Genomic DNA, 20,555 nt, shown 5'->3' on the forward strand with positions numbered 1-20,555 from the left:
CACCTCCACAGATATTCGGTCGGGACGGGCAGGTTGCATGTGCCAGGGGGGTCATACCCACCTTGCGCTACGGATCATAACTATCCGTACGAACGCATCGATCGGTGCACGGCAGCACACGGGGGCGCACGAACGCTAGGTTCGGTCGCATGACCACGAGGCTGCAGCTCTCCTTCCCGCGTCAGTACGCCAGGACCCAGCGCTTCACTCTCGGCGCCCCGCGCGCCTTCACGGTGTCGCCGGACGGATCCCGGGTGGTGTTCCTCAGGTCGGCCTCGGGGACCGACCGGGCGGGCCGGCTCTGGGTGCTCGATCTCGACGGCGACGCACGCCGGCCGCAGGAGCGGCTGGCCGCAGATCCGGACGCGCTGCTGGGTGGGGCCGAGGAGGAGCTGTCCGCGCAGGAGCGGGCCCGGCGGGAGCGCAGCCGTGAGGGGTCTGCGGGCATCGTCGGCTATGCGGTGGACCAGGCGGTCGAGTTGGCGGCGTTCACGCTCTCCGGGCGGCTGTACGCCGCGGAGCTGCGGGCCGGGACCGCGCGCGAACTGCCCGTGCCCGGCCCGGTGATCGACCCGCGGCCGTCCCCCGACGGCCGGCACATCGCATATGTGGCGCGGGGCGCGCTGCGGGTGACCGGCGCGGAGGGCGAGGAGGACCGGGCGCTGGCCGAGCCGGAGGACGAGCACACCACGTACGGACTCGCGGAGTTCATCGCGGCCGAGGAGATGGACCGCTCGCGCGGCTTCTGGTGGGCGCCGGAGTCGGACCGGCTGCTGGTCGCCCGGGTCGACGAGCGGGACGTGCGGCGCTGGTGGATCTCCGATCCCGCGCATCCGGACCGGGAGCCGGAGCAGGTCGCCTACCCGTCGGCCGGGACGCCGAACGCGGAGGTGCGGCTGTATCTGGTCACGCTGGACGGGGAGTGTACGGAAGTGGGCTGGGACCGGTCCCGGTATCCGTATCTGGCCCGGGTGCACTGGTCGGCGGCGGGCGCCCCGCTGCTGCTCGTACAGGCTCGTGACCAGCGCACGCAGCTCTATCTGGCGGTTGATCAGGAGACCGGCGCGACCCGGACGGTGCATGTCGACGAGGATCCGGTGTGGCTTGATCTTTTCCCCGGGGTGCCTGCCTGGGCGCCGGACGGGCGACTTGTGCGAATCGCCGACGAGGGCGGCGCGCGGGTGCTCGCGGTGGGCGACCAGGCGCTGACCGGGGCCCAGTTGCAGCTGCGGGCGGTGCTGGACATCGGCGAGAGCGATGTGCTGGTGTCCGCGGCGGCGGGCGAGGAGGCCTCGGATCCGGAGACCGGCGAGATCCATGTGTACCGGGTCAACGAGCTGGGGATCGAGCGTATCTCGGAGGGCCCCGGGGTGCACTCGGCCGTACGCTCCGGCCCGGTGACGGTGCTGGCCTCGTCGCGTGCGGAGGTGAGCGGCGCGTCCGTGCAGGTGCTGCGGGAGGGCAAGCCGGTCGCGACCGTCGCCTCGTACGCGGAGCAGCCGGTGCTGACTGCCCGGGTGCGGCTCTGCGAGGCGGGCAGACTGCGGATTCCGTGCGGCGTGCTGCTTCCCGAGGGCTACCGGGAGTCGGACGGTCCGCTGCCGGTGCTGATGGATCCCTATGGGGGCCCGCACGGCCAGCGTGTCTTCGCCGCGCAGAATCCATACCTCACCTCGCAGTGGTTCGCCGACCAGGGATTCGCGGTGATCGTGGCGGACGGCCGGGGCGCGCCCGGCCGCTCCCCCGGCTGGGAGAAGGCGATCAAGGACAACTTCCCGCTCACCCTCGACGACCAGATCGAGGCGCTGCACGCACTGGCCGGAGCGTTCCCGCTGGACCTCGACCGGGTGGCGATCCGCGGCTGGTCGTACGGCGGTTACCTGGCGGCGATGGCGGTGCTGCGCCGCCCGGACGTGTTCCATGCGGCGGTCGCGGGCGCGCCGGTGTCGGATCTCCGGCTGTACGACACGCACTACACGGAGCGCTATCTGGGCGATCCGGCGGCGCGGCCGGAAGTGTACGCGGCCAACTCGCTTGTCACGGAGGACGGGTTGACGACGCCGGAGAATCCGGCCAGGCCGCTGATGATCATCCATGGTCTGGCGGACGACAATGTGGTGATGGCACATACGCTGCGGCTCTCGTCGGCGCTGCTGGCGGCGGGGCGGGCGCATGAGGTGCTGCCGCTGAGTGGGGTGACGCATATGACGCCGCAGGAGCAGATCGCGGAGAATCTGCTGCTGCTTCAGGTGGACTTCTTGAAGCGGTCGTTGGCGAGGCGGTAGCGGGGGGCGCGGGGGTGACCGCGTCCACCCGGCCGGGGCCCCGCCCCGGACCCCGCTCCTCAATCGCCGGAGGGGCTGAAATTCCGGCCGGTCCGCGTCCCCCTGGGGCTCCGCCCCGGGCCCCGCGCCTCAAACGCCGGCGAGGCTTGATTTGCCCGGGCGGACTGAAGTTTCGCCGGTCGGCCTGAATCTTCAGGCCGACCGGCGGAAATCAAGCCCGTTGGGGGTCCCCCCGGACGAAGTCTGGGGGAGATTGAGGACAACGCCCGAAGGGCGTACTGGGGGTCCCCCCACGCCCGAAGGGCGTACTGGGGGTCCCCCCACGCCCGAAGGGCGTACTGGGGGTCCCCCCACGCCCGAAGGGCGTAGGGGGCGGGTCTGGGGGCTTGCCCGGGTAGGGAAAAAAGCGGCCCCGTCACCAACCCGGCGGCGGCGACGTCGGCGGCGGCGGCCCCCCGCCGCTCTGCGGATAGCCATAGCCGGACCGCGGCTGCTGCCACACCGGCGCACCCCCCGAAACCTCATCCCTCTCGCCCCGCCGGCCCAGCGCCATCACCAGCACCACCCCCGCCGCCAGCTCGAACAGCCAGGACAGGACAAGCAGTTGATCGCGGGTCGGCAGATCGCCGAGCCGGGAGAGGAGTGCGTTCCGGACCGCGATGTCGACGCCCCGCCCGCCCGTGCCCAGCAGGAACACCGCCACCACCAACCCCAGCGGCCGCGAGAAGACCGCGTGGAAGAGCGCGCCGAACGCCGCCAGCAGGGCGATCACGACGATCACCGCGACCAGCCAGCCGGGCGGGATTCCGAGCAGCGGCAGCAGGACCGTCTCGCTGCCGGTGAACCGGTCGAGATAGCGCGAGCCGCCGATCTCCGTCGCCGTGTAGACCTCCCAGGCCGCCAGGATCCCTGCCGACGCGCCGAGCAGCAGAAAGGCGACCACGGACACGCCCTGCGTGGGCCTGGTCGGCGTCAACTCATGGGCGGGGTAGGCGTCGTGCGTGACGTACGGGTCGTAGCCGCCGGGCGCACGGCGTCCCGCGGCGGCCGTGATGATCAGCCCGAGACCGAGCCCGAGGGCCGCGAAGGCGCAGTACAGCGCCCGGGTGCGCAGTTCGTCGGTGGCCCGCAGGCCCATCCAGGAGGTGCTGAGGACCCACAGGCCCGGTAGCCGCAGGGCGAGGGTGATCACTCCGACGGCCACCAGCGCGGCGGCCGCGACGGCCGAGCGCAGGGCCGCGACGACCACGGTGACGTACACCGCGAAGAGCAGCAGGTCTTCCAGGGACGTCGTCAGCGTGTCCGAGGCCCCTGCACTGCCGTTCCCGGTCCAGTACCGCCAGAGATCCAACGGGTCGTCCACGGTGGTGAGATCCCGGCCGATCCAGCCGCCCACGATGAGAGCAAGCGCGGCGCACAGCACCGCTCCCGTGATCCGAGCCCCCCGGGTAAGAGTCACACGTGCGATGTTGCATCGCTGTGCACCGTTGAACAAGGGCCCGTGCACCGGGTGGGCGACCGGCCGGGGCCACATGGCGAGCCCCAGCCGGTCTACGGCACCCGCACGGCCGTACGCTGTTCAGCGTGACGCGTTCGTATATCGGAGTTGCGACGGTCAAGTTGCCTGCGTGTTAACGAAATTGATGGATATTTGTTTGACTTTGTCTGCCACGATACGGACTGTGTGACGAATCGAAAGTCATGAATCGCGCGGACGCGAAAAGAGACATCACTCCGCCTCGGGTCCCGACGGGACCACGCGTTTCTCTTCCGCGAAGTGGCACGCCGACGGATGCTGCGCGGGCCCTTCCTGCAGCCGGAACTCCGCCGGCACCTCCAGCAGCGGCACCTCCAGTTCGCAGCGCTCCTGCGCCTTCCAGCAGCGCGTGCGGAACCGGCAGCCCGACGGGATGTTCGCGGGTGACGGGACATCACCGCGCAGGATGATCCGTTCGCGGCGCTCACGGGCCTCCGGGTCCGGCACCGGGACCGCCGACAGCAGTGCCTGGGTGTACGGATGCGTCGGGTGGTCGTAGATCTCCTCGTCCTTGCCGATCTCCACGATCCGGCCCAGGTACATCACGCCGACCCGGTCGGAGATGTGCCGCACGATCGACAGGTCGTGTGCGATGAACACATAGCTCAGGCTGAACTCGCTCTGCAGCTTGTCCAGCAGATTGATCACCTGTGCCTGGACGGAGACGTCGAGCGCCGAAACCGGCTCGTCCGCCACGATGATCTCCGGCCGGAGGGCGAGCCCGCGCGCGATGCCGATGCGCTGCCGCTGGCCTCCGCTGAACTGGTGCGGGTAGCGGTTGATGTACTCCGGGTTGAGCCCGACCACGTCCAGCAGGTCCTGGACCTTCTTCCGGCGCGAGCCCTTCGGGGCCACCTCCGGGTGGATCTCGTACGGCTCACCGATGATGTCGCCGACCGTCATCCGTGGGTTCAAGGACGTATACGGGTCCTGGAACACAATCTGGATGTTCCGGCGCACGGCTTTGAGCGCACGCCCCGACAGCTTGGTGATGTCGTCGCCCTTGTACCGGATCACCCCGGCCGTCGGCCGCTCCAGATGGACCAGCATCTTGGCGAGGGTGGACTTGCCGCAGCCCGACTCCCCCACGATGCCGAGCGTCTCGCCCGCCGCCAGGTCGAGGTCGACGCCGTCGACGGCCTTCACCAGGCCGACCTGCTTCTTGAAGAGGATCCCTCGAGTGAGCGGATAGTGCTTGTACAGGTCGCGCACTTCCAAAATCGCCTCAGCCCGCCCGGCCCGCCCAGCCCGCCCGGCCTGCTCAGCCCGCTCAGCCATTGAGTGCCTCCTGCCAGAAGTGGCACGCGCTCCTGCGGTTCTGCGACACCTCGTACAGCGGCGGCACATCGGTCCGGCACACGTCCCGAGCCATCGGGCAGCGCGGGTTGAAGGCGCAGCCGGGCGGGATGTTCGTCAGGTTCGGCGGCAGGCCCTTGATCGCGTACAGCTCCTGGCCCTTCTGGTCCAGGCGCGGGATCGATTCGAGCAGCCCCTTGGTGTACGGATGCGCCGGGGCCTTGTAGATGTCGTGCACCGGGGCCGTCTCGACGATCCGCCCCGCGTACATCACCGCGATCTTGTCCGCGACGTCGGCGACCACACCCAGGTCGTGGGTGATCAGGATCAGGCCCATGTTCAGCTCGCTCTGGAGCTTGGCCAGCAGATCCATCACCTGGGCCTGGACGGTGACGTCCAGCGCGGTCGTCGGCTCGTCCGCGATGATCAGCGAGGGCTCCAGGGCGAGCGCCATGGCAATCATGATGCGCTGGCGCATACCGCCGCTGAACTGGTGCGGATACTGCCCCACCCGCTCCTTCGCCGCCGGGATGCCCACCCGCTCCATCAGCTCGACGGCCTTGGCGCGCGCGTCCTTCCGCGACATCTTGCGGTGGACGACAAACATCTCGCCGAGCTGGTCGCCCACGCTCAGCACCGGGTTCAGGGACGAGAGCGCGTCCTGGAAGATCATGGCCATCCCGGCCCCGCGGATCTTCCGCCGCTCGTCCTCCTTGAGCTTCAGCAGATCCTGCCCCTGGAAGAGGACCTCGCCGCCCGCGATCTTCCCCGGGGGCGTGTCCAGGATGCCCATGACCGCCTGCGCCGTGACGGATTTGCCGGAGCCGGACTCGCCCAGCACGGCGAGCGTCTCGCCCTCGTCCACCGCGTAGCCGACGCCGTTGACGGCCTTGGCCACCCCGTCCCTCGTACGGAACTCCACGTGCAGATCGCGCACTTCGAGCAACATGGCGGGCTCCTCAGCGCAGCTTGGGGTCGAGGGCGTCGCGCACCGCGTCGCCGAGCATGATGAACGCGAGCACGGTGATCGCCAGCGCACCGGCCGGCCAGAGCAGCATGTGCGGGGCGTTGCGGATGTACGGCGAGGCGGAGGAGATGTCGATGCCCCAGGACACGGTCGGCGGCTTGAGGCCGACACCGAGGAACGAGAGGGTCGCCTCCAGGGAGATATAGGTGCCGAGCGCGATGGTCGCCACGACGATCACGGGAGCGACGGCGTTGGGGGCGATGTGGCGCAGCAGCATCCGGGAGTTGGACGCGCCGAGCGCCCGCGCCGCCTGGACGTAGTCGTTCTGCTTCGCGGTGATGACCGAGCCGCGCGCGATACGGGAGAGCTGGGGCCAGCCGAGCAGCACCATGAAACCGATGACCGGCCAGACGGTGGAGCTGGTGACGACGGACAGCAGGACCAGTCCGCCGAGGACGACCGGGATGCCGAAGAAGATGTCGGTGACGCGGGACAGGATCGCGTCCGACGCCCCGCCGAAGAAGCCGGCGAGACCGCCGAAGACGGAACCGATCAGCGCGACACCGAGGGTGGCGCAGACGCCGACCGTGACCGAGGCGCGGGCGCCGTACACCGTGCGCGTGTACACGTCACAGCCCTGTCCGTTGAAGCCGAAGGGGTGGCCCGGCTGGGAACCCTGCTGGGCCTTGGCGAGGTCGCACTGGAGCGGGTTCTGGGTGGCGATCAGCGAGGGCCAGATGGAGATGACGACCAGGAAGAGGATGACCAGGCCGGAGATGATGAAGATCGGGTTGCGCCGCAGATCGAGCCAGGCGTCGGACCACAGACTGCGGGGCCTCTCGGCGGGTCCGGTGCCCATCGGGCCACCGGGTGCCCGTCCGCCGGAGGCGGCTGATGCATCCAGCTCCAGCGTCGTCCCCTCGCTGGTCGCGAGGTCCATCGCGCCACCCGCTCCGGTGGGAGCGATGGCTTCGCCCGGATCGTATCGCTCAGGCATACCGGATCCTCGGGTCGAGAACGGCGTACAGAAGGTCGACCAGCAGATTCGCCAGCAGGAAGACGATGACGAGTACGGTCACAAAGCCGACGACGGTCTGGGTGTTCTGGCGCAGAATGCCCTGGTAGAGCTGGTAGCCGACGCCGTGGATGTTGAAGATGCGCTCGGTGACGATCGCGCCGCCCATCAGGGCGCCGATGTCGGTGCCGATGAAGGTGACCACCGGGATCAGTGAATTGCGCAGCAGATGACGGCTGATCACACGCCCTCTGGGGAGCCCTTTCGCCTTCGCGGTGCGGACGTAGTCGGAGCGGGCGTTCTCGGCGATCGAGGTCCGGGTGAGCCGGGTGACGTACGCGAGAGAGACCGAGGCGAGCACAAGTCCGGGGATGAGCAGCTCGTTGACGGGCGCCTCCGGTGAGACGGCGGGCTTGATGACCCCCCACTCGACGCCCAGCAGCAGCTGGAGGATCAGACCGGTGACGAAGGTCGGGACCGAGATGACGACCAGCGTGAGCAGCAGCACGGAGGTGTCTACGGGACGGCCGCGCCGCAGGCCCGTGATCACGCCGAGCGTGATGCCGATGACGATCTCGAAGACGATCGCGACGATCGTCAGCCGGATGGTGACCGGGAAGGCTTCGCCCATCAGCTCGGTGACCTTCTGCCCGTTGAAGGCGGTGCCGAAGTCGCCGGTGAAGACATTGCCCATGTACGTCAGGTATTGCTGCCACACCGGCTTGTCGAGGCCGAACTCCTTGCGCAGCTGGGCGGCCGTCGCCGGGTCGCACTGCCGGTCGCCGCAGAGGCCCGCGATGGGGTCGCCCATCACGTTCACCATGAGGAAGATCAGCAGTGTGGCGCCGAAGAAGACAGGGATCATCTGCAGCAGACGCCGGATCACATAACGTCCCATGAAGGGCTCCGGGGGTCGTGGGAAGGTGGACGGCCCGGCGCGTAGGGCACGCCGGGCCGGTCGCCTTCCGCCGTCAGTTGACCTTGATCTCGTTGTAGACGGGGACGCTGAAGGGGTTCAGCGAGACATTGGAGACCCGCTCCGAGTACCCGGCACTGCCGTTCTGGTACCAGAGCGGGATGGCGGCCATCTGGTCGCGTACGACCTCTTCGGCCTTCTGGAAGGTCTCGACGGCCTTCTTCGTGTCGGACTCGGCGTTGGCCTCGTCGACGAGCTTGTCGAACTCCGGGTTGCTCCACAGACCGTCGTTGGACGAGGCCTTGGTGTAGTAGAGCGGCTGCAGGAAGTTCTGGATGAGCGGGTAGTCCATCTGCCAGCCGGCCCGGAAGGGACCGGGCATCTTGTGCTGCCCGATCTGGTTGCGGAAGTCGGCGAAGGTGCCGACCGGGTTGCCGACGCACGCCGTGTCCTTGCCCAGCACGTTGTTGATGCTGTTGCACACGGCGTCGACCCACTCCTTGTGCGAGCCGCTGTCCGCGTTGTACGAGAGCTTCAGCCGGCCGCCGGGGATGCCGCCGCCTTCGGTGATCAGCTTCTTCGCCTCGGTGGGGTTGTAGGTGCAGGCGTCACCGCACAGGGTCTCGCTGAAGCCGCCGTCCGCGCCGAGCACGGGCGAGGTCCAGTCCTTCGCGGGCGTACGCGTCTTCTGGAAGATCGTGTCGGTGATCTGCTCGCGGTTGATCGCCATGGACAGGCCCGTGCGGACCTTCGCGGCGCCGGGGGTGTTCCAGGCCTTGTCGTAGAAGGGGAAGGCGATGGCCTGGATGATGCCGGCCGGGGTGTTGATGTACCGGTCGCCGAGGTCCGCCTGCACATTCTTCAGCTGCGAGGCCGGCACATCGTCGACGAGGTCGAGGTTGCCCGCGGTCAGGTCGGTGTAGGCGGTGTTGTTGTCCGTGTACACATTGAGGTCGACGCCGCCGTTCTGCGCCTTGTCGCTGCCCGGGTAGCCGTCCCACTTGCGCATCGACATCTTCGAGCCCTTGGCGTACGAGTCGACCATGTACGGGCCGTTGCCGACGGGCTTGGACAGCCAGGCGGCATGGTCGTCGAAGAACGCGCTGGGCAGCGGGGAGAAGGCTGCGTAGCCGAGGGTGTCGGGCCAGGTGGAGAACTTCTGGGAGAGCTTGACCGTGAAGGTCTTGTCGTCGACGACCTTGAGCCCGGAGAGGGTCTCGGCGGTGGGCTGGCCCTGCTCCGGGTGGACCTGCTCGTAGCCCTCGATGTAGCCGAAGAAGTACGCGTTCTTCTGGTTGTTCTTGAGGTTGGCGCCGTAGTTCCACGCGTCCACGAAGGACTTGGCGGTGACCTTCTCGCCGTTGCTGAAAGTCCAGCCGTCCTTGACGGTGACCGTGAAGTTGGTGGAGTCCGTCGTGTCGATCTTCTCGGCGAGCATGTCCTTGGCCTCGCCGGTCTTCGGGTCGTACTGCTTGAGGCCACGGAAGAGCATGTCGAGGACCTTGCCGCCCTGCACCTCGTTGGTGTTCGCGGGCTCCAGCGGGTTCTGCGGGTCGCCCCACGAGGAGCTCACGATCCCGTCGGCACCACCACCGCTGTCGCTCCCGCCGCCGCAGGCCGTGGCCGCGAGGGCTAGCGCCACGGCGCATGCGGCCCATCTGGCGTGCGTGGCTCCACGCATGAGGTCGCCTCCAGTGTCCCGAGTCTCACTTAGGCCCCAAATATCACCTCACACGCCATCGCGCGCATATTCTCATCGCCCGTCCGGACGAGCGGACGCAGTCGCGTACGACGACGGGGGCGTCCCGGGCCGATATGGGCCCGGGACGCCCCCGTTCACGTACTGCGCAGCACTACACCGCGTGGACGACGTCCTTCTCCTCGGCGAAGTGGCACGCGGACTCGTGCGCCGCCGGCGTGGCCGCGCCCTTGAAGCGCTCCGGGACCGCCAGCAGCGGGATCTCCTCGGCGCACTTGTCCTCGGCCTTCCAGCAACGGGTGCGGAAGCGGCAGCCGGACGGCGGGTTCGCCGGAGACGGGACGTCGCCGACGAGGATGATCCGCTCGCGGCCCTCGCGGGCCTCCGGGTCGGGGACCGGGACCGCCGACAGCAGCGCCTGGGTGTAGGGGTGCGTCGGGTGGTCGTAGATCTGCGTGTCCGTACCGATCTCGGCCATCTTGCCGAGGTACATCACGCCGACCCGGTCCGAGATGTGCCGGACGATCGACAGGTCGTGGGCGATGAAGATGTAGGAGAGGTTGAACTCGTCCTGCAACTTCTCCATCAGGTTGATGACCTGCGCCTGGACGGAGACGTCCAGGGCCGAGACCGGCTCGTCGCAGATGATGATCTCCGGGTTGAGCGCCAGGCCGCGGGCGATGCCGATGCGCTGGCGCTGACCGCCGGAGAACTGGTGCGGGTACCGGTTGATGTACTCCGGGTTGAGGCCCACGACGTCCAGGAGTTCCTGGACCTTGCGGCGGCGGTCGCCCTTGGGCGCCACCTCCGGGTGGATGTCGAAGGGCTCCCCGATGATGTCGCCGACCGTCATACGGGGGTTCAGCGAGGTGTACGGGTCCTGGAACACCATCTGGATGTTGCGGCGTACGGCTTTGAGCGCGCGGCCGGAGAGCCTGGTGATGTCCTGGCCCTTGTAGAACACCTCGCCGGCGGTCGCCGTCTCCAGCGTCATCAGCAGCTTGGCGACGGTGGACTTGCCACAGCCGGACTCGCCGACGATGCCGAGGGTCTCGCCCTGGTAGAGGTCAAAGGAGATCCCGTCCACGGCCTTGACCGCGCCGACCTTCTTCTTGAACAGGATGCCCTGGGTCAGCGGGAAGTGCTTGACGAGGTTGCGGACCTGAAGGATCGGCTCACCCTGCGAGACGGGCGCGTCGATGGCTGCCACGGCCTCGGCCTCGGTGGCGGCGTCGACCGTCTCGACGTCGGTGACGTTCGGGGTGGCGTCCACGGCGTCCGTCGGCTCGTCAGTCTTCTTGAGCTCAGCCATGGATCGTCTCCTTCCAGAAGTGGCACGCGCTGCCGCGGCCGACCAGTTCCGTGCCGTCCTGCTCGGTGACCGGAAGCAGTGCCGGGATCTCGGAGCGGCAGATGTCCTCCGCCTTGGTGCAGCGCGGGTTGAAAGCACAACCGGACGGTACGCGCAGCAGGTTGGGCGGCAGGCCCTTGATGGCGAAGAGCTCCTGGCCCTTCTGGTCCAGGCGCGGAATGGAGTCGAGGAGGCCACGGGTGTACGGGTGCGCGGGGCGCTTGTACAGCTCGTGCACCGGGGCGGTCTCGACGATCCGGCCCGCGTACATAACCGCGATCTTGTCCGCGACGTCGGCGACCACGCCGAGGTCGTGGGTGATCAGGATCAGGCCCATGTTGTACTCGCGCTGCAACTCCGCGAGCAGCTCCATGACCTGGGCCTGGACGGTGACGTCCAGCGCGGTCGTGGGCTCGTCGGCGATGATCAGGTCCGGCTCCAGGGCGAGCGCCATCGCGATCATGATGCGCTGGCGCATACCGCCGGAGAACTGGTGCGGGTAGTCGTTGACCCGCTCCTTCGCCGCCGGAATGCGCACCCGGTCCATCAGCTCGATGGACCTGGCCTTGGCCTCCTTCTTGGAGAGGCCCAGGTGGACGCGGAACATCTCGCCCAGTTGGTAGCCCACGGAGAGCACCGGGTTCAGCGAGGACAGCGCGTCCTGGAAGATCATCGCGATCTTCTGGCCGCGGATCTTCCGCCGCTCCTCGTTGCTCATCTTGAGCATGTCCTCACCGCGGAAGAGGATCTCTCCCTTGGGGATCCGGCCGGGGGGCATGTCGAGGATGCCCATGATCGCCTGAGCGGTCACGGACTTGCCGGAGCCGGACTCGCCGAGCACTGCGAGGGTCTCGCCGGAGCTGACGCTGTAGTTGACGCCGTTGACGGCCTTGGCCACGCCGTCACGGGTGTTGAACTCCACGTGCAGGTCGCGGACTTCGAGCAGCGGGCCGCCGTTATCGTCCGTACCGCACGGGGAAGGAACGCTTGCCGTCTCGTCGATGATGGTCATGTACGCCTCCCTCAGCGCAGCTTGGGGTCGAGGGCGTTGCGTACCGCATCGCCGAGCATGATGAACGCCAGGACAGTGATCGACACCATGACTGACGGGATGATCAGGACGAACGCGGCATTACGCAGCTGCTCCTGGCCCGACGAGATGTCCACGCCCCACGAGACGGTCGGCTCGGCGAGACCGATGCCCAGGAAGGACAGCGTGGCCTCGGCCGAGATGTAACCGCCGAGCGCGATTGTCGCGACGACGATCACTGGTGCCATGGCGTTGGGCAGGATGTGCCGGAGCAGGATGCGGGTGGTCGAGGCGCCGAGCGCCTTGGCCGCCATGACGTAGTCCGCCTGCTTGATGGTCAGCACCGAACCGCGGGCGACACGTGCGATTTGGGTCCAGCCCAGGAAGGCCAGCGCCAGAATCACGACGTAGAGGTGACGCTCGGTGAACGAGGTCAGCACCACCATCGCGCCGAGGATGAACGGGACGCCGAAGAAGATGTCGGTGACCCGGGACAGGAGGGTGTCCAGGATGCCGCCGAAGTAGCCGGCGATCATGCCGACCACGGTGCCCAGGACGGTGACGATGGCGGTCACACCCACGGCTACGGCGATCGAGGCGCGGGCGCCGTAGATGACGCGTGCGTAGATCGAGCGGCCCTGGATGTCGTAACCGAACCAGTCCTCCTGGAAGAAGCTGCCCCAGTTGGGCTTCTGAAGGTAGTGCTTGGCGAGGTCCGCGTGACGCGGGTCGGCGCCGGTGAACAGGCCCGGCGCTATCGCCATGGTCAGCAGGACGACGATCAGCACCCCGGAGACCAGGAACAGTGGGTTGCGGCGCAGGTCGTGCCAGGCGTCCGACCAGAGGCTGCGCGGCTTGCCCACCTTGGCCTCCACCGGCCGGTTGACCGGGGTCTCGACGGCGGGCTGGTCCTTGACGGTGTCCTTGAGTGCCTCAGGCATAACGGATCCTCGGGTCCAGGACCGCGTAGAGCAGGTCGACGAGCAGGCTGGCGACGAGATAGACGACCACGATCAGGGTCACGATGCCCACGACGGTGGAGCCCTCACGGTGCTTCAGCGCGGAAAATACGTTGTAGCCGACGCCCTGAACGTTGAAGATGCCTTCGGTGACCACCGCGCCGCCCATCAGGGAGCCGATGTCCGTGCCGAGGAAGGTGACCACGGGAATCATGGAGTTGCGCATCAGGTGTACCCCGATGATGCGGCGGCGAGGCAGCCCCTTGGCCACCGCGGTGCGCATGTAGTCGGAGCGCAGATTCTCCGCGATCGACGTACGGGTGAGACGGGCGACGTACGCGAGCGACAGGGAGCCGAGTACAACGGCCGGCAGGATCAGCTCGTTCCAGTCCGCCACTGCGCTGACGTTGGGGTCGACCCAGCCGAGCTGGTGGGCGAAGAAGAACTGCGCCAGGAAGCCGAGGACGAACGAGGGAACCGAGATCAGCAGCAGCGTCAGGATGAGCAGGCCGCGGTCCCGGAGCGTGTCTGCCTTCAGCCCGGCGAAGACGCCGAGCGAGATTCCGACGAGCACGGTGAAGGTGAAGGCGAACAGGGTCAGTCGGACCGTGATCGGGAATGCGTCCGCGATGATGTCGGCAACGGGCTGGCCGCTGGCGATCTGTGTACCGAAGTCGCCCTGGAACAGGTTGACCAGGTAGTTCCAGTACTGGTGCCAGAGCGGCAGATCGAGACCAAGGTCCTTCTTCATGGCCGCGATCTGTGCTGGATCGACGGTCTGCTCTCCGGCGAGCGCGCGCACAGGATCACCGGGCAGCGCGAACATCATGGAGAAGACCAGCAAGGTTGACCCGAGGAAGACCGGGATCATCTGGAGCAGTCGCCGCGCGACATAACGCCCCATGTTTGCCTCCGATATGGATAACTGCAGCCCCAGGGGCCGCTTCCTGGATTCAGGGAGCGGCCCCGGGGGCCTACCGCCAGTTGCGGTGGCGGGTGACGGCCGAGTGGGGGTGGCCCGCAGGCCGGTTACTTGGCGACGGTGACTTCGGTGATGTTGAAGTCGCCGTGGAAGTCCACCGTCACGTTGCCAACGGCCTTGGAGTGGCCACCGTTGATCTTGTACTCCCACAGCGGGATGGCCGGCATCTTCGTCAGAACCAGCTTCTCCGCCTCCTGGTAGAGCTTGATCGACTCTTCCAGGGTCTTGGCGTTGTCGGCCTTCTTGAACGCGGCGTCGACCGCCTTGTCGGAGAACCGGCCGTTGTTCGCCTCGGCGGTGGTGCCGTACAGCTCACGCATGAAGTTGGCGTTCACCGGGTAGTCGGCGACCCAACCACCGCGGTACATCGACTTGACCTTGTTGTTGTCGCGCCCTTCCAGGTCCGTCTGGAAGTCCGGCTTGGCGTCCGGGGTGCACTCGACACCGGTGGAGTTGCGGATCGACTCGCAGACCGCGGTCACCCACTCCTTGTGGCCACCGTCGGCGTTGTACTGGATCCAGACCTGGTTGCCCGGGACGCCGCCACCCTCGGTGACAAGCTGCTTCGCCTTGGCCGCGTTGAAGGTGAACACGTCGCTGCCCAGGTCCTGCTTACCGGCGACACCCTCGGGGATGAAGCTGGTGGCGGGCTTGCGGGTGCCGTTGAGGACAGTCTTGGTGATCGTCTCGCGGTCGATCGCCATCGACAGCCCCTGGATGACCTTCGGGTCGATGCCCTTGAAGGTCTTGGAGTAGAAGACCGGGACGAGCGACTGGATGGCCGCGTAGGGCTGCTCGATCGCGCGGTCGCCGAGGTCCTGCTTGTACTTCGGCAGGTCCTTCGGGCCGACCTGGCGGATCATGTCCAGGTTGCCGGAGAGGAGGTCCTGGTACGCGGCCTCGACGGTCGCGTAGTTCTTGAAGAGGACACCCTTGTTCTTGGCCTTGTTCGGGCCCTGGTAGTCAGGGTTGGCCTTGACCTGGATGAGCTTCTTGTGGTTCCACTTCTCGAAGATGTAGGGACCGTTGCCGACCGGAGCCTGGCCGAACGCCTTGGTGTCCTTGTAGAAGACCTCGGGCAGCGGCGCGAAGGTGGTGTAGCCCAGCTTGTACTCGTAGTACGGCACAGCGTTGGCGAGCTCGATGGTGAAGGTGGTCTCGTCGACGACCTTCAGACCCGACATCTTGTCGGACTTCGGAGCGCCCTTCTCCGGGTGTACGTCGGCGTAGCCGGCGATGTCCTCGAACCAGAAGGCGTTCTGCTGCTTGTTGTTGATGTTGGCGTACCAGTTCCACGCCTTAACGTAGGAGTCCGCCGTGACGGGGGTGCCGTCATGGAACTTCCAGCCCTGCTTGAGCTTGACCGTCCAGGTCTTGGAGTCAGTGGTCTTCACCGACTCGGCGTTGGTGTAGACGATCTTGCCCTGCGCGTCGAAGTCCAGCAGCTGGGTGAACAGCGACTGGATGACGTAGCTGCCGAGCGACTCGTTCGTGTCGGCCGGGATCAGCGGCTTCTGCGGCTCACCGACGTCGATGGAGACGTAGCCCGCGGGCTTGCCCTTCTCCTTCGAAGCCGAGTCCGTGTCACTGCCTCCGCCGCCGCACGCCGTCGCCGACAGAGCCACGACTATCGCACCCACTACCCACTTGGCGCTCTTGGCACCGCGCATGGGTTCCTCCTCATGAGTCCACTTGTCACTACAAGAAGGGCACATCTACGCGCGCTGACACCCCTGACAGCGAACACGTCAAGTACCCCGAGTGTGCTCGTGAGTCGGCGCTCCCCACAGCGCGTGACCCATTGACCCGAGCTCAATGGAGCCAACTATTAAGTAGACCCGAGCCGTAAACCACACTTAAAGGGTCTCGTTTTGACAACATCGCCGGACCCTCTCAGCCCGAAATCCGGACAAAGCGAGCACAGACAGACACCCGCGAAACGGACCGTTAACACATGTTCCGGAGAGCGATAGCCGATATGCGGACACTCGGGCCATGAAAAGGAGTTGACGAACGGCCGGCCCCCCGCAAGTTTCTGCGGGGGGCCGGACCGTCACTGATGGGGCGTCAGTTGCGCTTGGCGCGGGAGGCCGTGCGGCCGCGCTCCTTCTGGTCCAGGACGACCTTGCGGATACGCACGGTCTCCGGGGTCACCTCGATGCACTCGTCCTCGCGGCAGAACTCCAGGGACTGCTCCAGCGACAGCTTCCGGGCGGGCACCACGTTCTCGGTGGTGTCCGCGGACGCGGCACGCATGTTGGTGAGCTTCTTCTCCTTGGTGATGTTCACGTCCATGTCGTCGGCGCGAGAGTTCTCGCCGACGATCATGCCCTCGTACACCTCGGTGCCCGCCTCGGTGAAGATGACACCGCGCTCCTGGAGGTTGACCATCGCGAACGGCGTGACCGAGCCCGAGCGGTCGGCGACCAGGGAACCGTTGTGACGGGTGCGCAGCTCGCCGAACCAGGGCTCGTGGCCCTCGAAGATGGAGTGCGCGATGCCCGTACCGCGGGTCTGGGTGAGGAACTCCGTACGGAAGCCGATGAGTCCGCGGGACGGGACGATCCACTCCATGCGGACCCAGCCCGAGCCGTGGTTGGTCATCGTCTCCATGCGGCCCTTGCGGGTGGCCATCAGCTGGGTGATGGCGCCGAGGTGCTCCTCGGGCGAGTCGATCGTCATGCGCTCGATCGGCTCGTGGAGCTTGCCGTTGATCTCCTTGGTGACCACCTCGGGCTTGCCGACGGTCAGCTCGAAGCCCTCACGGCGCATCTGCTCGACCAGGATGGCCAGCGCGAGCTCGCCTCGGCCCTGGACCTCCCATGCGTCGGGACGCTCGGTGTCCAGGACGCGGAGCGAGACGTTACCGATCAACTCACGGTCCAGACGGTCCTTCACCTGGCGGGCGGTGACCTTGTGGCCCTTGCCGCCCTTGCCGACCAGCGGCGAGGTGTTCGTACCGATGGTCATGGAGATGGCGGGCTCGTCGACCGTGATCAGCGGGAGCGCGATCGGGTTCTCGGGGTCGGCGAGGGTCTCACCGATCATGATGTCCGGGATACCGGCGATGGCGCAGATGTCGCCCGGGCCTGCCTTCTCGGCCGGCCTGCGGGTGAGCGCCTCCGTCATCATCAGCTCGGTGATCCGGACGTTGGACATGGTGCCGTCGCGCTTGATCCACGTGACGGTCTGGCCCTTCTTCAGCTCTCCCTGCTCGACGCGGCACAGCGCGATACGGCCCAGGAAGTTGTCGGCGTCCAGGTTGGTGACGTGGGCCTGGAGCGGCGCGGCCTCGTCGTACTCCGGGGCCGGGACGTGCTCGAGGATCGTGTTGAAGAACGGCTCGAGGTTCTCGCTGTCGGACGGGACGGTGCCGTCCTCCGGCTTGGTCAGCGAGGCGACGCCGTCACGGGCGCAGGCGTAGACGATGGGGAACTCGATCTGCTCCTCGTCCGCGTCCAGGTCCAGGAAGAGGTCGTACGTCTCGTTGACGACCTCGTCGATCCGGGAGTCCGGGCGGTCCGTCTTGTTGATGCAGAGGATGACGGGCATCCGGGCCTGCAGCGCCTTGCGGAGCACGAAACGGGTCTGCGGCAGCGGGCCCTCGGAGGCGTCGACGAGCAGAACGACCGCGTCCACCATCGACAGACCGCGCTCCACCTCGCCGCCGAAGTCGGCGTGACCGGGGGTGTCGATGATGTTGATGGTGATCGGGGCCCCGCCGGCCTTGGGGTGGTACTTAACGGCGGTGTTCTTCGCCAGGATCGTGATGCCCTTCTCACGCTCCAGGTCGTTCGAGTCCATCATGCGGTCGTCGAGGTGCTCGGCGGCGTGCGCGGCGAACGCGCCGGCCTGCTTCAGCATGGCGTCGACCAAGGTGGTCTTGCCGTGGTCGACGTGGGCGACGATGGCAACGTTACGGATGTCGTGGCGCGTGGGCATGCTGACTAGCGCTTCTCTCGATCGTGGGATCAGGCGTCTGACGGTCGTAGCCTCGTCCGCCCGCCGGGCGGACACGCCACGGCTAGTCCTATGGTACGGGGCCGCCGCGTCGGGGGCTTCCCGGCCCGATCGGGAGAAGGATCGTGGAGCACTGGGGTGTACTGAAGCGTGTGGTGGAGCGGGGTCGAAAGCCCGGGTCAAGGGGTGATCACGATCTTGCCCGCCGGCGACGCCGACGGGCAAGGGACTTGAGCCAGTTCTGAGGTTCTGACCTGCTACTTCTTAGTAGCTTTGGCGTCCTTGGGCTTCTTGAAGCCAATGTCCTGGTAGCGGGGTGTGGCGAAGCCGAAGGCGCCCGCGTTGGCCACCTGGGACTTGGCCGCGACCAGCTCGGGGCGCTGGTAGAGGGGGATGGATCCGGCCGCGGCCCAGATCCGGGCGTCGGCCCTGCGCACCAGGTCGCGGGCTGCGTCCTCGTCCAGCTCGGCGGCCGCCTGGTCGAAGAGCTGGTCGATGTGGTCGGAGCCGACGCGGGTGTAGTTCTGCTCCACCAGCAGTGAGCCGTCGGTGGCGGGCACGGGCTTGGCGAAGATCGGGCGGGCGTCGGTCGCCGGGTAGGCAGTGGCGGGCCAGGAGTACAGCGCCAGGTCGTAGTCGCCCGATGCGATGTGGTCCTTGAAGTAGCTGTCGTCGGCGACCTTGGTGATCTCGGTGCGCACGCCGATGCGGGCCAGCATCCGCGCGATCTTGTCGCCCACAGTGCGCAGCGCCTCGGAGCCATGGCCCGAGGGGAGGACGAAGCGCAGGGTGAGCGGCTTGCCGTCCTTGCCGATCGGGCCGCCCGCCCGGGCGGGGGCGGCCGTGCCGCGCGGGGCATACGCTCCGGCGAGGCCACCCTGCTTCTCCGCGGCGTTCGTCCGGGGCCTGGTCGCGGGGTCGTCGTCGAGGGACTCGGCCTGGCGTTGCAGGGCCATGCCCTGGAGGGCCGCGGCGGGCGCGGGCGCGAGGACATGCGTACCGCTGCTGCCTGACTCGGGGCCGTGGCCGCCGCTCGCGGGCTTGTCGTCGCCGACGATGTAGAGCCCCTCGTCGGAAGCCTTGTCGTCCTTCTTGTTCGCCTCGGTCTTGTTCGGCTCGGCCTTCTTCGGCTCGGTCGGGCTGGGTGACGGCTTCTTGTCGCCCTCGACCTCGCCGCCCGCCTTGGCCGGGTCGGGCTTCATACGTGCTCCGGCGGGAGTCCAGCCGGCGTCGGCCAGCAGCGCCTGCGCCTCCTGGGTGTTCTGCTCGCCGAGCGCTGCGCTGTTGTCGGCGTACGCCCGCTGCCCGGCCAGTGCCAGATGGCTGCCGGGCGGGGTGGCGGGCAGGCCGAGCGGGGTCAGTACGGTCTCGGCCAGCTCCTTGCGGTTCAGCGCGCGGGCTACAGCGCGGCGCACCCGGTCGTCGGCGAGCGGTCCCCTTTCGCCGTTCAGCGCGAGCTGGGTGTACACGGGCTCCAGCGACTTGCGGACCACATAGCCGTGGGCGAGCGGCTGGCCGCCGGTGCTCTTCTTCTCCCCTGCCGCGGGGGCGATCCGGTCCGCTGTGCTGCGGTCGACCTCAGCGAGATCGAGGCTGCCCGCGGTGATCGCGGCGGCGCGCTGGTCGCGCGGCACCGCGGTCAGCACCAGCCGCTCCAGCTTTGCCCGCTCCCCCCACCAGCGGGGATTGCGTACGAGCGTGGTCGTGCCCGCCGCGCGGTCGACGGATTTCAGCTGGAACGGGCCGGCCATCACCTTGAGCGTGCTGCGGGCCCCGTCGTTGAAGGAGGCCGGGGTGCCGGTGACGTCCCTCGGGTAGAGCGGGGTGAAGAGGGACCGCCAGTCCGCGTACGGCTTCTTGAAGGTGATCTTGACCTCGAGGCCGTTGGCGCCGCGCTCGATCTTCTCGATCCGCTCGTAGCCGGCGTTGCGCGCGGTCCAGTACGCGGAGTCCTTGCCGCTCAGCGCGCGCCACTGGGAGACGAAGTCGGCCGCGTCGATCTCCCGGCCGTCGCTCCACACCGCCTCCTGGTTGAGCTTGTAGAGCACGACCTGCTTGGGCTCGCGCTTGACGACCTCGGCGGACTCCACGTAGTCGGGGTTGCGCTGCGGACGGCCGCTCCGGTCGAGGGTGAAGAGGGAGGGGAGCACGGCCCCGGCGATACGCGTCGTGGCTGCGTCCGCGTCGGCCTGGAAGGTGTTGAGCGTGGTGGGCAAGGCGTCGATCGCCCAGCGCAGCGTCCCTCCGTCGGCGACCAGATCGCGCCCGGCGGCCGCGATGTCCTGGGCCGCGGCCTTGCCGGTGTCGGGCTCACCCGAGCTGCAGCCCGACAGTACGGGCAGAGCGAGCACCCCGCTGGTGAGCAGCGCGACAGAGCGGAGCGTGCGGGAGCATGTCCTCCCGCGTGGCGCGTCGACCTTGGACATGGCTTGTACCTCTTCGTCCAATTTTGCGGAATTTGGAGATGATCACACCGATTCCCGTCCACTGAAGTGGAAGGAGCGCGACAGGCGGCTGCGACACGGCGCGACCGGATCCAAGGTCACCCATGCGGCCCA

Annotated in this window: 14 protein-coding genes; 1 reads left to right on the forward strand and 13 read right to left on the reverse strand. The window is 67.7% G+C overall.

Annotated features, from left to right (window positions below; translation table 11 throughout):
- Nucleotides 1-149 precede the first annotated feature (149 nt).
- Nucleotides 150-2,285 (forward strand): alpha/beta fold hydrolase, encoded by a 2,136-nt coding sequence (locus QFZ67_RS13415; RefSeq protein ID WP_307661317.1) that lies wholly within the window; start codon nt 150-152, stop codon nt 2,283-2,285.
- A 415-nt stretch (nt 2,286-2,700) separates the two neighbouring features.
- On the opposite strand, the gene QFZ67_RS13420 is transcribed toward QFZ67_RS13415, so the two are convergent.
- From QFZ67_RS13420 to QFZ67_RS13480, 13 genes are all read right to left on the reverse strand, one after another.
- Nucleotides 2,701-3,744 carry a hypothetical protein gene (locus QFZ67_RS13420; protein ID WP_307661318.1) on the reverse strand — a complete coding sequence of 348 codons (1,044 nt, stop codon included), beginning with the start codon at nt 3,742-3,744 and terminating at the stop codon, nt 2,701-2,703.
- 270 nt (nt 3,745-4,014) lie between these two features.
- A complete protein-coding gene (locus tag QFZ67_RS13425; RefSeq protein ID WP_307661319.1) occupies nt 4,015-5,100 on the reverse strand; it encodes an ABC transporter ATP-binding protein in 1,086 nt (361 codons plus the stop codon).
- Complete coding sequence (locus QFZ67_RS13430; RefSeq protein ID WP_307661320.1) at nt 5,093-6,067, reverse strand: ABC transporter ATP-binding protein; 975 nt, start codon at nt 6,065-6,067, stop codon at nt 5,093-5,095. Before QFZ67_RS13430 ends, QFZ67_RS13425 begins: the two co-directional genes overlap by 8 nt.
- A 10-nt stretch (nt 6,068-6,077) precedes the next feature.
- Nucleotides 6,078-7,082 carry an ABC transporter permease gene (locus tag QFZ67_RS13435; RefSeq protein WP_307661321.1) on the reverse strand — a complete coding sequence of 335 codons (1,005 nt, stop codon included), beginning with the start codon at nt 7,080-7,082 and terminating at the stop codon, nt 6,078-6,080.
- Nucleotides 7,075-7,998, reverse strand: coding sequence for an ABC transporter permease (locus QFZ67_RS13440; protein ID WP_307661322.1), 924 nt, complete (start codon nt 7,996-7,998; stop codon nt 7,075-7,077). The genes QFZ67_RS13435 and QFZ67_RS13440 overlap by 8 nt, the downstream gene beginning before the upstream one ends.
- A gap of 73 nt (nt 7,999-8,071) precedes the next feature.
- Nucleotides 8,072-9,697, reverse strand: coding sequence for an ABC transporter substrate-binding protein (locus tag QFZ67_RS13445; RefSeq protein ID WP_307661323.1), 1,626 nt, complete (start codon nt 9,695-9,697; stop codon nt 8,072-8,074).
- A gap of 172 nt (nt 9,698-9,869) precedes the next feature.
- Nucleotides 9,870-11,027, reverse strand: coding sequence for an ABC transporter ATP-binding protein (locus QFZ67_RS13450; protein WP_307661324.1), 1,158 nt, complete (start codon nt 11,025-11,027; stop codon nt 9,870-9,872).
- The gene (locus tag QFZ67_RS13455; RefSeq protein ID WP_307661325.1) at nt 11,020-12,078 is read right to left on the reverse strand and encodes an ABC transporter ATP-binding protein; all 1,059 of its coding nucleotides are present in this window, start codon (nt 12,076-12,078) and stop codon (nt 11,020-11,022) included. Before QFZ67_RS13455 ends, QFZ67_RS13450 begins: the two co-directional genes overlap by 8 nt.
- Nucleotides 12,079-12,089: 11 nt before the next feature.
- Nucleotides 12,090-13,037, reverse strand: a complete 948-nt coding sequence (locus QFZ67_RS13460) for an ABC transporter permease (RefSeq protein ID WP_307661326.1) — start codon at nt 13,035-13,037, stop codon at nt 12,090-12,092.
- The gene (locus QFZ67_RS13465; protein WP_307661327.1) at nt 13,030-13,959 is read right to left on the reverse strand and encodes an ABC transporter permease; all 930 of its coding nucleotides are present in this window, start codon (nt 13,957-13,959) and stop codon (nt 13,030-13,032) included. Before QFZ67_RS13465 ends, QFZ67_RS13460 begins: the two co-directional genes overlap by 8 nt.
- A 125-nt stretch (nt 13,960-14,084) precedes the next feature.
- A complete protein-coding gene (locus QFZ67_RS13470; RefSeq protein WP_307661328.1) occupies nt 14,085-15,707 on the reverse strand; it encodes an ABC transporter substrate-binding protein in 1,623 nt (540 codons plus the stop codon).
- A 397-nt stretch (nt 15,708-16,104) separates the two neighbouring features.
- Nucleotides 16,105-17,979 (reverse strand): translational GTPase TypA, encoded by a 1,875-nt coding sequence (typA, locus tag QFZ67_RS13475; protein ID WP_307661329.1) that lies wholly within the window; start codon nt 17,977-17,979, stop codon nt 16,105-16,107.
- A 275-nt stretch (nt 17,980-18,254) separates the two neighbouring features.
- The gene (locus QFZ67_RS13480) at nt 18,255-20,423 is read right to left on the reverse strand and encodes an ABC transporter family substrate-binding protein (protein ID WP_307661330.1); all 2,169 of its coding nucleotides are present in this window, start codon (nt 20,421-20,423) and stop codon (nt 18,255-18,257) included.
- Nucleotides 20,424-20,555 lie beyond the last annotated feature (132 nt).

This window comes from Streptomyces sp. V1I1 (assembly GCF_030817355.1).
Taxonomy (GTDB): domain Bacteria; phylum Actinomycetota; class Actinomycetes; order Streptomycetales; family Streptomycetaceae; genus Streptomyces.

Excerpts from the sequence above, each read along its gene's own strand:
- QFZ67_RS13465 (WP_307661327.1), bottom strand. The coding sequence starts at position 13,959 with ATGGGGCGTTATGTCGCGCGGCGACTGCTCCAGATGATCCCGGTCTTC.
- QFZ67_RS13445 (WP_307661323.1), bottom strand. The coding sequence starts at position 9,697 with ATGCGTGGAGCCACGCACGCCAGATGGGCCGCATGCGCCGTGGCGCTA.
- QFZ67_RS13415 (WP_307661317.1), top strand. The coding sequence starts at position 150 with ATGACCACGAGGCTGCAGCTCTCCTTCCCGCGTCAGTACGCCAGGACC.
- QFZ67_RS13470 (WP_307661328.1), bottom strand. The coding sequence starts at position 15,707 with ATGCGCGGTGCCAAGAGCGCCAAGTGGGTAGTGGGTGCGATAGTCGTG.
- QFZ67_RS13450 (WP_307661324.1), bottom strand. The coding sequence starts at position 11,027 with ATGGCTGAGCTCAAGAAGACTGACGAGCCGACGGACGCCGTGGACGCC.
- QFZ67_RS13480 (WP_307661330.1), bottom strand. The coding sequence starts at position 20,423 with ATGTCCAAGGTCGACGCGCCACGCGGGAGGACATGCTCCCGCACGCTC.
- QFZ67_RS13425 (WP_307661319.1), bottom strand. The coding sequence starts at position 5,100 with ATGGCTGAGCGGGCTGAGCAGGCCGGGCGGGCTGGGCGGGCCGGGCGG.
- QFZ67_RS13455 (WP_307661325.1), bottom strand. The coding sequence starts at position 12,078 with ATGACCATCATCGACGAGACGGCAAGCGTTCCTTCCCCGTGCGGTACG.
- QFZ67_RS13460 (WP_307661326.1), bottom strand. The coding sequence starts at position 13,037 with ATGCCTGAGGCACTCAAGGACACCGTCAAGGACCAGCCCGCCGTCGAG.
- QFZ67_RS13440 (WP_307661322.1), bottom strand. The coding sequence starts at position 7,998 with ATGGGACGTTATGTGATCCGGCGTCTGCTGCAGATGATCCCTGTCTTC.
- QFZ67_RS13430 (WP_307661320.1), bottom strand. The coding sequence starts at position 6,067 with ATGTTGCTCGAAGTGCGCGATCTGCACGTGGAGTTCCGTACGAGGGAC.
- QFZ67_RS13435 (WP_307661321.1), bottom strand. The coding sequence starts at position 7,082 with ATGCCTGAGCGATACGATCCGGGCGAAGCCATCGCTCCCACCGGAGCG.
- typA (WP_307661329.1), bottom strand. The coding sequence starts at position 17,979 with ATGCCCACGCGCCACGACATCCGTAACGTTGCCATCGTCGCCCACGTC.